A 14,239-nucleotide genomic window follows, 5' to 3' on the forward strand; every position below is an offset into this window, starting at 1 on the left:
AAAGGATCTGCGGCACAGTGCGCACCGATCTCATCAAGCCACTTCACGTCGCACTCCTGGAGAACGCGACCCGGTTCCCCGGCAAGGTCGCCTTCGCCGACGACCACCGGGCGCTCACCTACGACGACCTCGAGGCGCGGACGCGCCGGCTGGCCGGCCACCTGGCCGCCCTCGGCGTCCGGCACGGGGACCGGGTGGCGATCTGCCTCGGCAACCGCGTGTCCACTGTGGAGAGCTACTACGCGGTCCTGCGCGCGGGTGCGGTCGGCGTGCCGCTCAACCCCGGCTCGGCGACGGCCGAGCTGGCGCACCCGCTGACCGACAGCGGCGCCACGGTGGTCATCACCGACACCGCGCAGGCGGCCCGGCTGCCGGTCGCGCCGGCCGTGCGGCTGCTGGTGACCGGCGACGACGTCCCGGCGGGCGCGCACTCCTACGACGAACTCGCCCGCCGCGAACCCGGCCGGCCCGCGCCGGACGACCTCGAGCTCGACGAGCCGGCCTGGATGTTCTACACGTCGGGGACGACCGGGCGCCCCAAGGGCGTGGTGTCGACGCAGCGCAACGGCCTGTGGTCGGTCGCGTCCTGCTACGTGCCGTTCCCCGGGCTGAGCGACCGGGACCGGGTGCTCTGGCCGCTGCCGCTGTTCCACAGCCTGTCCCACATCGCCTGCGTGCTCTCGGCCACCGTGGTCGGCGCGACCGTCCGGATCGCGGACGGCAGCTCCGCCGACGACGTGATGCGGCTGCTGCAGGTGGAGGACTCGACGTTCCTGGCCGGCGTGCCCACGACCTACCACCACCTGGTGCGGGCCGCCCGGCAGCGCGGGTTCTCCGCGCCGAGCCTGCGGATCGGCCTGGCCGGGGGCGCGGTCCTCGGCGCCGGGCTCCGCCGCGAGTTCGAAGAGACCTTCGGCGTCCCGCTGATCGACGCCTACGGCAGCACCGAGACGTGCGGGGCCATCACCATGAACCCGCCGGACGGCGCCCGCGTCGAGGGCTCGTGCGGCCGGCCCGTGCCGGGCGTCGGCGTGCGGCTCGTCGACCCCGAAACCGGGCTCGACGTCCCGGCCGGCCAGGAGGGCGAGGTCTGGGTCAAGGGGCCCAACGTCATGCTCGGCTACCACAACAGCCCGGAAGCGACCGCCGCGGCGATGCGGGACGGCTGGTTCCGGACCGGTGACCTGGCCCGCCGCGACGACGACGGCTACTTCACCATCCGCGGCCGGATCAAGGAGCTCGTCATCCGGGGCGGGGCGAACATCCACCCCGGCGAAGTCGAGGCGGTCCTGCGCACGGCCGACGGCGTCGCCGACGCGGCGGTCGGCGGGGCACCGCACGACACGCTCGGCGAGGTGCCGGTCGCCTACGTGATCCCCGGGCCGTCGGGGTTCGACCCCGCCGCCCTGATCGGCAAGTGCCGCGAGCAGCTGTCCGCCTACAAGGTGCCCGAGCGGATCGTCGAAGTCGCCCGCATCCCGCGGACGGCGTCGGGCAAGATCCGGCGCGGCCTGCTGGCCGACGAGCCGGGCGAGCTGCGGTACACCGCGGCCGAACACGCGGAGGAGTCCCGGCAGGCCGACGCGGCCGTCGCGGCGGCGCTGCGGACGCGACTGTCTGCTTTGGACGAGCGCGCCCAGGCCGGGCTGCTGGAAGAGCTCGTCCGCACCCAGGCCGCCGAGGTGCTGGGACAGCCCGTCCCGGCCGGACGCGCGTTCCGCGACCTCGGCTTCACCTCGCTGGCCATCGTCGAGCTGCGCAATCGGCTGACGGAAGCCACGGGGATGTGGCTGCCCGCCAGCGCCGTCTTCGACCACCCGACGCCGTCGGCGCTCGCCGCCCGCGTCCGGGACGAGCTGCTCGGGATCACCCGAGCCGTCCCCGAGCCCGTGGTGGCGGCCGACCCCGGCGAGCCGATCGCCGTCGTCGGCATGGCCTGCCGGCTGCCGGGCGGCGTGGCTTCGCCCGAGGACCTGTGGCGGCTGGTGGCCGAGCGCGTCGACGCCGTCTCGGAGTTCCCCGGCGACCGGGGCTGGGACCTGGACAGCCTGCTCGACCCGGCCCGCGAACGCGCCGGGACGTCGTACGTCGGCCAGGGCGGGTTCCTGCACGACGCGGGGGACTTCGACGCCGGCTTCTTCGGGATCTCGCCGCGGGAAGCCCTGGCGATGGACCCGCAGCAGCGGCTGCTGCTGGAGACGTCGTGGGAGGCCCTGGAAAACGCCGGGGTCGACCCGATCGCCCTGAAGGGCACCGACACCGGCGTGTTCTCCGGCCTGATGGGCCAGGGGTACGGGACCGGGGGCGCGGTGGCGCCCGAACTCGAAGGCTTCGTCACCACCGGTGTCGCGTCGAGCGTGGCGTCCGGGCGGGTGTCGTACGTGCTGGGCCTGGAAGGCCCGGCGGTCACCGTCGACACGGCGTGTTCGTCGTCGCTGGTCGCGATGCACCTGGCCGCGCAGGCCCTGCGGCAGGGCGAGTGCTCGATGGCCCTCGCCGGCGGGGTCACGGTGATGGCGACGCCGGGTTCGTTCGTGGAGTTCTCCCGCCAGCGCGCGCTGGCGCCCGACGGCCGGTGCAAGCCCTTCGCGGCGGCCGCCGACGGCACCGGCTGGGCCGAGGGCGTCGGCGTGGTCGTGCTGGAGCGGCTGTCGGTGGCCCGGGAGCGCGGGCACCGCGTGCTGGCCGTGCTGCGCGGCAGCGCGGTCAACCAGGACGGCGCTTCCAACGGCCTGACCGCGCCGAACGGCCTCTCGCAGCAGCGGGTCATCCGCCGCGCGCTGGCCGCGGCCGGGCTGGTCCCGTCCGAGGTGGACGTCGTCGAGGCGCACGGAACCGGCACGACCCTGGGTGACCCGATCGAGGCGCAGGCCCTGCTGGCGACCTACGGCCAGGAGCGGGAGCAGCCGCTGTGGCTCGGCTCGCTCAAGTCGAACATCGGGCACGCGCAGGCGGCCGCGGGGGTCGCGGGCGTGATCAAGATGATCCAGGCCCTGCGGCACGAGGTCCTGCCGCCGACGCTGCACGTCGACAAGCCGACTGCCGAGGTGGATTGGTCGGCCGGTGCGGTCTCGTTGCTGACGGAAGCGCAGGAGTGGCCGCGCACCGGACGGCCGCGCCGGGCCGGAGTCTCGTCCTTCGGCGTCAGCGGGACGAATGCGCACCTGATCATCGAGGAAGCACCCGCCGAAGAGCCGGTGCCGACCCCGGAAGCGCCCGTGGTGCCGCTGGTGGTGTCGGCGCGCAGCACGGCGGCGCTGTCCGGGCAGGCCGAGCGGCTGGCGGCGTTCCTCGAAGGGGACGTCTCGCTGACCGAGGTGGCCGCCGCGCTGGTGTCGCGGCGTGCGGTGCTGGACGAACGCGCGGTCGTCGTGGCCGGTTCGCGCGAAGAAGCCGTGGCCGGGCTGCGGGCGCTGAACCCGGCCGGTTCACCGGCGCCGGGCAAGGTCGTGTGGGTCTTCCCGGGTCAGGGGACGCAGTGGGCCGGGATGGGCCGTGAGCTGCTGGAAGAGTCCCCGGTGTTCGCCGCGCGGATCGCCGAGTGCGCGACGGCGTTGGAGCCGTGGATCGACTGGTCGCTGGTCGACGTCCTGCGGGGCGAGGGCGAGCTGGACCGCGTGGACGTGCTGCAGCCCGCGTGTTTCGCGGTGATGGTCGGGCTGGCTGCCGTCTGGGAGTCCGTGGGTGTGCGGCCGGACGCCGTCGTCGGGCACTCGCAGGGCGAGATCGCCGCGGCCTGCGTGTCGGGCGCGCTGTCGCTGGAAGACGCGGCGAAGGTGGTGGCCCTGCGCAGCCAGGCCATCGCGGCGGAACTCTCCGGCCGGGGCGGGATGGCGTCGGTCGCCATGGGCGAGGACGACGTCGTCCCGCGGCTGGCGGACGGGGTCGAGGTCGCCGCCGTCAACGGCCCGTCGTCGGTGGTGATCGCCGGGGACGCTCAGGCCCTCGACACGACCCTCGAAACCCTGTCCGCAGAAGGCATCCGGGTTCGGCGGGTGGCGGTGGACTACGCGTCCCACACCCGGCACGTCGAAGACATCGAGGACACCCTCGCGGAGACCTTGGCCGGGATCGGCGCGCAGGCGCCGGCCGTGCCGTTCTACTCCACCGTCACCGGCGAGTGGGTGCGCGAAGCCGGGGTCCTGGACGGCGGCTACTGGTACCGGAACCTGCGCAACCAGGTCCGGTTCGGGGCGGCCGCGACGGCTTTGCTCGAGCAGGGCCACCAGGTGTTCGTCGAGGTCAGTGCGCACCCGGTGCTGGTGCAGCCGATCAGCGAACTCACCGACGCGGTCGTCGGGACGCTCCGGCGTGCCGACGGTGGCCTGCGCCGGCTCCTGACCTCGATGGGCGAGCTGTTCGTCCGCGGCATCGACGTGGACTGGACGGCGGTGGTGCCCGCCGCCGGGTGGGTCGAGCTGCCGACCTACGCCTTCGACCACCGGCACTACTGGCTCGAACCGGCCGAACCGACGGCGGCCGGGGACCCGCTCCTGGGCACGATCGTCGGCACGCCCGGCTCCGACTGCCGCACCGCCGTGGCGCGGTGGACGCGCCGCGCGCTCCCGTGGGCGGCGGACGGCCTGGTGCCGAACGCGGCGCTGGTCGAGGCGGCCATCCGGCTCGGCGACCTGGCCGCCACCCCCTTCCTCGCCGACCTGACCGTCGACGTGCCGGTGGTGCTGCCGCCGCGCGGTGGCCGGGACGTCCAGCTGCTCGTCGGCGAGCCCGGCGAGCAGGGACGCCGGCCGATCGAGGTCTTCTCCCGCGAGGCGGACGAACCGTGGACGCGGCACGCCCACGGCACGCTTGCTCCCGCCGTCGCCGAGGTGACGGACCCGGCGACGGCGGGAGACGCCACCGACGTCACCGTCGAAGGACTCCGAGACGCCGACCGCTACGGCATCCACCCCGCGCTGTTCGACGCCGCCGTCCGCACGGTCGTCGGCGACGACCTGCTCCCGTCCGCCTGGACCGGCGTGTCGCTGCTGGCCGCCGGGGCCACGACGGCGACCGTGACGCCGACGGCGACCGGCCTGCGGCTGACCGACCCGGCCGGACAGCCGGTCCTGACCGTCGAATCCGTGCGCGGCACGCCGTTCGCCGCCGCGCAGCAGAGCACCGACTCGCTCTTCCGCGTCGAGTGGCCGGAGATCCCGCTGCCCGCCGCGGCCGAAGCCGACGTCGTCACCCTCGAAGCCACCTCGGTCGAGGAGACGCTTTCCGCGCTCCAGACCTGGTTGGCGGACCCCGCGGAGACCCCGCTGGCCGTGCTCACCGGCGACTGCGCCGAGCCCGGGGCCGCCGCGATCTGGGGCCTGGTGCGCTCGGCGCAGTCCGAGCACCCGGGCCGGATCATCCTGGCCGACCTCGACGACCACGCCGTCCTGCCCGCCGTCGTGGCGAGCGGCGAACCGCAGGTGCGGGTGCGCGGCGGCGTCGCTTCGGTGCCGCGGCTGGCCCGGGTTTCGCTTGGTCAGGACGCGCGCCCGCTCGACCCGGACGGCACCGTCCTGATCACCGGCGGCACCGGCACGCTCGGCGCGCTGACCGCCCGGCACCTCGTCACCGCCCACGGCGTCCGGCACCTCGTGCTGGTCAGCCGCCGCGGCGAGGCGCCCGGACTCCGCGACGAACTCACCGCGCTCGGCGCGACCGTCACCATCGCCGCCTGCGACGCGGCCGATCGCGCGCAGCTCGAAGCCGTGCTGGCGGCGATTCCGGCCGAGCACCCGCTCACCGCCGTGATCCACACCGCCGGCGTCCTGGCCGACGGCGTCGTCTCCGAGCTCACCCCGGAGCAGCTGGAGACCGCGCAGCGGCCGAAGGCGGCCGCCGCCCGGCTCCTGGACGAGCTGACCCGGGACGCCGACCTCGCCGCGTTCGTGCTGTTCTCCTCCGCGGCGGGCGTGCTGGGCAACCCCGGCCAGGCCGGCTACGCGGCGGCCAACGCCGAGCTGGACGCGTTGGCGCGCAAGCGGAACAGCGAAGGCCGGCCCGCGGTCTCCATCGCCTGGGGTTACTGGGCGGCGGTCAGCGGGATGACCGAGCACCTCGGCGCCGCCGACCTGCGGCGCAACCAGCGGATCGGGATGTCCGGCCTCCCCGACGGCGAAGGCATGGCCCTGCTGGACGCGGCCATCGGCACCGGCGGCGCGCTCGTGGCGGCCAAGTTCGACGTCGCCGCCTTGCGGGCGACGGCGAAGTCCGGTGGCGCGGTGCCGCCGCTGCTGCGCGGCCTGGCCCCGCTGCCGCGCCGGACGGCGGCCAAGACGGCGTCGCTGACCGAACGGCTCGCCGGGCTGGACGAGGCCGGGCGGACCGCGGCCCTGCTCGACCTGGTGCGGCGGCACGCCGCCGAGGTGCTCGGCCACCCCGGTACCGACGCCGTCCACATCGGACGGACGTTCAAGGACGCCGGGTTCGACTCGCTGACCGCGGTGGAGCTGCGGAACCGGCTCGCCGCCGCGACCGGGCTCACCCTGTCCCCGGCGATGATCTTCGACTACCCGAAGCCCCCGGCGCTCGCGGACCACCTGCGCGGCAAGCTGTTCGGGACGGCCACCGCCCGGCCGGCCGAGATCGGGACCGCGGCGACCGAGGAGCCGATCGCGATCGTCGCGATGGCCTGCCGCTTCCCCGGCGGCGTCCACAGCCCGGAGGACCTCTGGCGGCTGGTCGCCGACGGCGGCGACGCCGTCACCGAGTTCCCCGCCGACCGCGGCTGGGACACCGAGCGGCGCTACCACGAAGACCCCGACCACGAAGGCACCACGTACGTCCGGCACGGCGCCTTCCTCGACGACGCCGCCGGGTTCGACGCCGCCTTCTTCGGCATCTCGCCCAACGAGGCCCTCGCCATGGACCCGCAGCAGCGGCTGCTGCTCGAGACGTCCTGGGAGCTGTTCGAACGGGCCGCGATCGACCCGACCACCCTGGCCGGGCAGGACATCGGCGTCTTCGCCGGCGTCAACAGCCACGATTACAGCGTGCGGCTGCACCAGGCCACCGGCGTCGAGGGCTTCCGGCTCACCGGCGGCTCGGCGAGCGTCCTGTCCGGCCGCGTCGCCTACCACTACGGCGTCGAAGGCCCGGCCGTCACCGTCGACACCGCTTGCTCGTCTTCGCTGGTGGCCCTGCACCTGGCGGTCCAGGCGCTGCAGCGCGGCGAGTGCTCGATGGCGCTGGCCGGCGGCGTGATGGTGATGGGCACGGTCGAGACCTTCGTCGAGTTCTCGCGGCAGCGCGGGCTGGCGCCGGACGGCCGCTGCAAGGCGTTCGCCGACGCCGCGGACGGCACCGGCTGGTCCGAAGGTGTCGGGCTGCTCCTGGTGGAGCGGCTGTCCGAGGCGCGGCGCAAGGGCCACCAGGTCCTGGCCGTGGTCCGCGGTTCGGCGGTCAACTCCGACGGCGCGTCGAACGGCTTGACCGCGCCGAACGGCCCGTCCCAGCAGCGCGTGATCCGCAAGGCGCTGGCGGCTGCCGGTCTGTCCACTTCGGACGTCGATGCGGTGGAGGCGCACGGCACCGGCACCACGCTCGGCGATCCGATCGAGGCCGAGGCGCTGCTCGCCACCTACGGCCAGGACCGCGCGCAGCCGCTGTGGCTCGGGTCGGTGAAGTCGAACCTCGGGCACACGCAGGCCGCCGCCGGGGTCGCGGGCGTGATCAAGATGGTCATGGCCATGCGCCACGGCGTCCTGCCGAAGACGCTGCACGTCGACCGCCCGTCGTCCCACGTGGACTGGTCGGCGGGTGCGGTGGAACTGCTGACCGAAGCCCGGGACTGGCCGAGCACCGGCCACCCGCGCCGGGCGGGCGTGTCGTCCTTCGGGATCGGCGGGACGAACGCGCACGTCGTCATCGAAGAAGTCCCGCAGCCGGTCGTGACGCCGGAACCGGCGCCCGCCGAGTTCCTGGTGCCGGTGCTCCTTTCCGCGCGTTCGGCCGCCGGGCTACGCGGGCAGGCCGCGCGGCTCGCCGGGTTCCTCGGCGCTGACGTGCGCGTCCCCGACGTCGCCCACGCCCTGGCCACGACCCGGGCCCAGCTCGACCACCGGGCCGTCGTCCTGGCCTCCGACCGGGACCAGCTCCGCAGCGACCTCGCCGCCTTCGGGCCCGGCGTCGTGACCGGGACGCCGGTCGACGGCAAGCTGGCTGTCCTGTTCACCGGTCAGGGCAGCCAGTGGGCCGGGATGGGCCGTGAGCTGTCCGAAGCTTTCCCGGTCTTCCGCGAGGCCTTCGAGGCCGCGTGCGAAGCCGTGGACGCGCACCTGAACGAGCGTCCGCTGCGCGAGGTCGTGTTCGCCGACAGCGCCCTGCTCGACCGGACGATGTACACCCAGGGCGCGCTGTTCGCCGTCGAAACCGCGTTGTTCCGGCTCTTCGAGTCCTGGGGCGTGCGGCCGGACCTGCTGGCGGGTCACTCGATCGGCGAGCTCGCCGCCGCGCACGTGTCCGGGGTGCTGGACCTCGCCGAGGCGGGGAAACTGGTCGCCGCGCGCGGCCGGCTGATGCAGGCCCTGCCCGCGGGCGGCGCGATGGTCGCCGTCCAGGCGACCGAGGACGAGGTCGCGCCGCTGCTCGGTGCCGCCGTCTGCGTCGCCGCGGTCAACGGCCCGGACTCGGTGGTGCTCTCCGGCGCCGAGGACGCTGTGCTCGCCGCCGCGGCCGAACTGGCGGGCCGTGGCCGCAAGACCCGGCGGCTGACGGTCAGCCACGCCTTCCACTCGCCGCTGATGGACCCGATGCTCGAGGAGTTCCGCGCGGTCGCCGAAAGCCTGACCTACCGGGCGGGTTCGATCCCCGTCGTCTCGACGCTGACCGGCGAAGTCGCCGCGCTCGACACCCCGGAGTACTGGGTCGGCCAGGTGCGCAACGCGGTGCGCTTCAGCGACGCCGTCACCAAGCTGAACGCCGAAGGCGCGACGACGTACCTCGAGCTCGGTCCCGGTGGGGCCTTGGCCGCGATGGCGCTCGGCACGCTCGGCGGCCCGGAGCAGAGCTGCGTCGCGACGCTGCGCAAGAACGGCGCCGAGGTGCCCGACGTCCTCACCGCGCTCGCGGAACTGCACGTCCGCGGGGTGGCCGTGAACTGGACCGAGGTCATCGACCGGCCGGGGACGGCGGTCGGGACCGTGCTGCCCACCTACGCCTTCCAGCACGAGCGGTATTGGGTCGGCACCGACGAGACCCGGGAAGTTGCCCCGGCCGCCGAGCCGATCGCCGCCCGGCCGGTGGCGGACGTGCTCGACCTGGTCCGGGAGAGCGCCGCGGTGGTGCTCGGGCACCGGGACACGAGCGCGTTCGACGTCGACCGGTCCTTCAAGGACCTGGGCTTCGACTCCCTCAGCGCGATCAAGCTGCGCAACCGCCTGCGCGACTTCACCGGCGTCGAGCTGCCCAGCACACTGATCTTCGACTACCCGAACGCGGCCGTCCTGGCCGAGCACCTGCAGGCCGAGCTCCGCGGTGAGCGCCCGGCGGCACCGGTCGTCGTGACGCGGGACGTCTCCGACGAGCCGATCGCGATCGTCGGCATGAGCACCCGGCTGCCGGGTGGCGCGGACAGCCCCGAAGAGCTGTGGAAGCTCGTCGCGGAAGGCCGGGACGCGATCTCCGGCTTCCCGGTCGACCGCGGCTGGGACCTTGACGGCCTCTACCACCCGGACCCCGCCCACGCCGGCACGAGCTACACCCGTTCGGGCGGCTTTCTGCACGACGCGGCCCAGTTCGACGCCGGGCTCTTCGGCATCTCGCCGCGGGAAGCCCTGGCCATGGACCCGCAGCAGCGGCTGCTGCTGGAGACGTCCTGGGAGGCCCTCGAACGCGCTGGTGTCGACCCGCTTTCGGCGCGCGGCAGCGACGTCGGCGTCTTCATCGGGATCGTCCACCACGACTACGTGACGCGGCTGCGCGAAGTGCCCGAAGACGTCCAGGGCTACACGATGACCGGCACGGCTTCGAGCGTCGCGTCCGGCCGGGTGGCTTACGTCTTCGGCTTCGAGGGCCCGGCGGTCACCGTCGACACGGCGTGCTCGTCGTCGCTGGTGGCCATCCACCTGGCGGCCCAGGCGCTGCGGCAGGGCGAGTGCTCGATGGCGCTGGCCGGCGGCGCGACCGTGATGGCCAGCCCGGACGCCTTCCTGGAGTTCTCGCGCCAGCGTGGCCTGTCCGCCGACGGCCGCTGCAAGGCGTACGCCGAAGGTGCGGACGGCACGGGCTGGGCCGAGGGCGTCGGCGTGGTCGTCCTCGAACGGCTTTCGGTGGCCCGGGAACGCGGCCACCGCGTCCTGGCCGTGCTGCGCGGCAGCGCGGTCAACCAGGACGGTGCTTCCAACGGCCTGACCGCGCCCAACGGGCCGTCGCAGCAGCGGGTGATCCGCGGCGCGCTGGCCAGCGCCGGGCTGGCACCGTCCGAAGTGGACGTCGTCGAAGGGCACGGGACCGGGACCGCGCTGGGTGACCCCATCGAGGTCCAGGCGCTGCTGGCGACCTACGGGCAGGAGCGGGAGACGCCGCTGTGGCTGGGCTCGCTGAAGTCCAACATCGGGCACACGCAGGCGGCCGCGGGGGTCGTCGGGGTGATCAAGATGGTCATGGCCATGCGGAACGGTGTCATGCCGGCCACCCTGCACGCCGACGAGCGCACGAGCCAGGTCGACTGGTCCGCGGGCGCGCTCGAGGTTCTCAGCGAGGCCCGGGAGTGGCCGCGGAACGGCCGCCCGCGCCGCGCGGGCGTCTCCTCCTTCGGCGCCAGCGGCACGAACGCGCACCTGATCATCGAGGAAGGCCCCGCCGAGGAACCTGCCGCGGAAGCGGCGGCGTCCGTGGTGCCGCTCGTGGTGTCCGCGCGCAGCACCGGTTCCCTGGCGGGCCAGGCCGCCCGGCTGGCGACGTTCCTCGAAGGTGACGTCTCGCCGGCGGCCGTCTCCCGTGCCCTGGTCTCGGGCCGGGCGACGCTGAACGAGCGCGCGGTCGTCATCGCGGGCTCGGCGAGCGAGGCGCAGGACGGCTTGCAGGCACTGGCCCGCGGGGAGAACGCGCCCGGTGTCGTGACCGGGACCGCGGGCAAGCCCGGCAAGCTCGTCTGGGTCTTCCCCGGCCAGGGGTCGCAGTGGACGGGCATGGGCCGGGAGCTGCTGGACTCCTCGCCGGTGTTCGCCGAGCGGATCGGCGAGTGCGCGGCCGCTCTCGAGCCGTGGATCGACTGGTCGCTGCTGGACGTCCTGCGCGGCGACGCGGACCTGCTGGACCGCGTCGACGTCGTGCAGCCCGCCAGCTTCGCGATGATGGTCGGCCTCGCCGCGGTGTGGTCGTCGCTCGGGGTCGTTCCGGACGCCGTGCTGGGCCACTCGCAGGGCGAGATCGCCGCCGCCTGCGTGTCCGGGGCGCTGTCGCTGGACGACGCGGCGAAGGTGGTCGCGTTGCGCAGCCAGGCGATCGCCGCGGAACTGGCCGGCCGCGGCGGGATGGCCTCGGTCGCGCTGAGCGAGGAAGACGCGGTCGCGCGGCTGGCGCCGTGGGTCGACCGGGTCGAGGTGGCCGCGGTCAACAGCCCGTCCTCGGTCGTCGTCGCGGGGGACGCGCAGGCGCTCGACGAGGCACTGGACGCGCTGGCGGGCGACGGCGTCCGCGTGCGGCGGGTCGCGGTGGACTACGCCAGCCACACCCGGCACGTCGAGGCCATCGAAGAAACCCTGGACCAGGCCCTGGCCGGGATCACCGCGCAGGCGCCGGAAATCCCGTTCTACTCCACCGCCCTGGGCGAGTGGATCGAAGACGCGGTCGTCGACGGCGGCTACTGGTACCGGAACCTGCGGCAGCAGGTGCGGTTCGGGCCGTCGGCCGCGGACCTCGCCGGGCGCGGGCACACGACGTTCCTGGAGATCAGCGCCCACCCGGTGCTCGTCCAGCCGCTGAGCGAGCTGAGCGACGACACCGTCGTGACCGGGACGCTGCGCCGCGACGACGGTGGCCTGCGCCGCCTGCTGGCGTCGGCGGCCGAGCTCTTCGTCCGCGGCGTGGCCGTGGACTGGACCGCGGCGCTGCCCGCGGCCGGCTGGGTCGACCTGCCGACGTACGCCTTCGACCGGCGGCACTTCTGGCTGCACGAAGCCGAAGCAGCGGAGGCCGCCGAGGGCGCGGACGGCGAGTTCTGGACCGCGATCGAACAGTCCGATATGGACAGCCTGGCCGAGCTGCTCGACCTGGTGCCCGAGCAGCGCGGGGCGCTGTCCACCGTGGTGCCCGTGCTCGCGGAGTGGCGCGACCGGCGTCGCGAGCGCTCGACCGCGGAGAAGCTGCGGTACCAGGTCACCTGGCAGCCGCTGGAGCGCGAAGCCACCGGCGTCCCGGGCGGGCGCTGGCTGGCCGTCGTCCCGGCGGGCACGCCCGACGCGCTGCTGACCGAGCTGACCGGCCAGGGCCTCGACCTCGTCCGGCTGGAGGTCGAGGAAGCTTCGCGGGAGCGGCTCGCCGAGCGGCTGCGGGCGGTTCTGGCGGACAACGACCTCACCGGCGTGCTGTCGCTGCTCGCGCTCGACGGCGGCCCCGCGGACGCCACCGAGGTCACCGCCTCGACGCTCGCCCTGGTCCAGGCCCTGGGCGACACGAACACGTCCGCGCCGCTGTGGTGCCTGACTTCCGGCGCGGTGAACATCGGCATCCAGGACGCCGTGACGGCACCGGCTCAGGCGGCCGTGTGGGGCCTCGGCCGCGCGGTCGCGCTGGAGCGCCTCGACCGGTGGGGCGGTCTCGTCGACCTGCCCGCCGCGATCGACGCGCGCACGGCGCAGGCCCTGCTCGGTGTCCTCAACGGCGCCGGCGGGGAAGACCAGCTCGCGGTCCGGCGCTCCGGCGTCTACCGCAGGCGGCTGGTCCGCAAGCCCGTGCCGGAGTCCGCGGCGAGCAAGTGGGCCCCCCGGGGCACGGTCCTGGTGACCGGCGGCGCCGAAGGGCTCGGCAGGCACGCGTCGGTCTGGCTCGCGCAGTCCGGCGCCGACCGGCTCATCGTCACCGGCCGGGACGGCGGCGAAGAACTGAAGGCCGAGCTGGCCGGGTTCGGCACCGCGGTCGACTTCTGCGCCGACACCGACCGGGACGCGATCGCGCGGCTCGTGGCGGAGTCGGAGGTCACCGCCGTGGTGCACGCGGCCGACATCGCGCAGACCAGCTCCGTCGACGACACCGGGCGCGCCGACCTCGACGAGGTCTTCACCGCCAAGGTGACCACCGCGGTGTGGCTGGACCAGCTCTTCGAGGACACCCCGCTCGACGCCTTCGTCGTGTTCTCCTCCATCGCCGGCATCTGGGGCGGCGGTGGCCAGGGCCCGGCGGGTGCGGCGAACGCCGTCCTCGACGCGCTGGTCGAGTGGCGCCGGGCCCGCGGCCTCAAGGCGACGTCGATCGCCTGGGGTGCCCTGGACCAGATCGGCATCGGCATGGACGAGGCCGCCCTCGCCCAGCTGCGCCGCCGCGGTGTCCTCCCGATGCCGCCGCCGCTGGCGGTCACCGCGATGGTGCAGGCGGTCGCCGGCAACGAGAAGGCCGTGGCCGTGGCCGACATGGACTGGGCCGCGTTCATCCCGGCGTTCACCTCGGTCCGGCCCAGCCCGCTGTTCGCGGACCTGCCGGAAGCGAAGGCGATCCTCCAGGCCACGCAGGACGACGGCGAAGACGGCGACACGGCGTCGTCGCTCGCGGACTCCCTGCGGGCGGTCCCGGACGCCGAGCAGAACCGGATCCTGCTGAAGCTGGTCCGCGGGCACGCCTCGACCGTGCTCGGCCACAGCGGCGCCGAAGGCATCGGCCCGCGGCAGGCGTTCCAGGAGGTCGGCTTCGACTCGCTGGCCGCGGTCAACCTCCGCAACAGCCTGCACGCGGCCACCGGGCTCAAGCTGCCCGCGACGCTGATCTTCGACTACCCGACCCCGGAGGCACTGGTCGGCTACCTGCGGGTCGAGCTCCTCCGCGAGGCCGACGACGGCCTGGCGGGCCGGGAAGACGACCTGCGGCGGGTCCTCGCCTCCGTGCCGCTCGCCCGGTTCAAGGAGGCGGGCGTGCTCGACACCCTGCTCGGCCTGGCCGACACCGGCACCGGCACCGACACGGCGGCGGAGACCCCCGAACCGGCCGCCGGCGACGCAGAACTGATCGACGCACTGGACATCTCCGGTCTCGTGCAACGGGCCCTCGGGCAGACGAGCTGACCGCCGATGGCGAACGAATCGTGGAGGAA

Annotated in this window: 1 protein-coding gene; it reads left to right on the forward strand. The window is 74.5% G+C overall.

The genetic code is table 11. The features are described 5' to 3' along the window. The first annotated feature begins 17 nt into the window (after positions 1-17). Positions 18-14,210, forward strand: a complete 14,193-nt coding sequence (locus ACLJPY_RS38750; protein ID WP_410595964.1) for a type I polyketide synthase — start codon at positions 18-20, stop codon at positions 14,208-14,210. The last annotated feature ends 29 nt before the right edge of the window (positions 14,211-14,239 follow it).

Origin of the sequence: Amycolatopsis sp. lyj-23 (genome assembly GCF_046549135.1) — a bacterium.
Lineage (GTDB): Bacteria > Actinomycetota > Actinomycetes > Mycobacteriales > Pseudonocardiaceae > Amycolatopsis.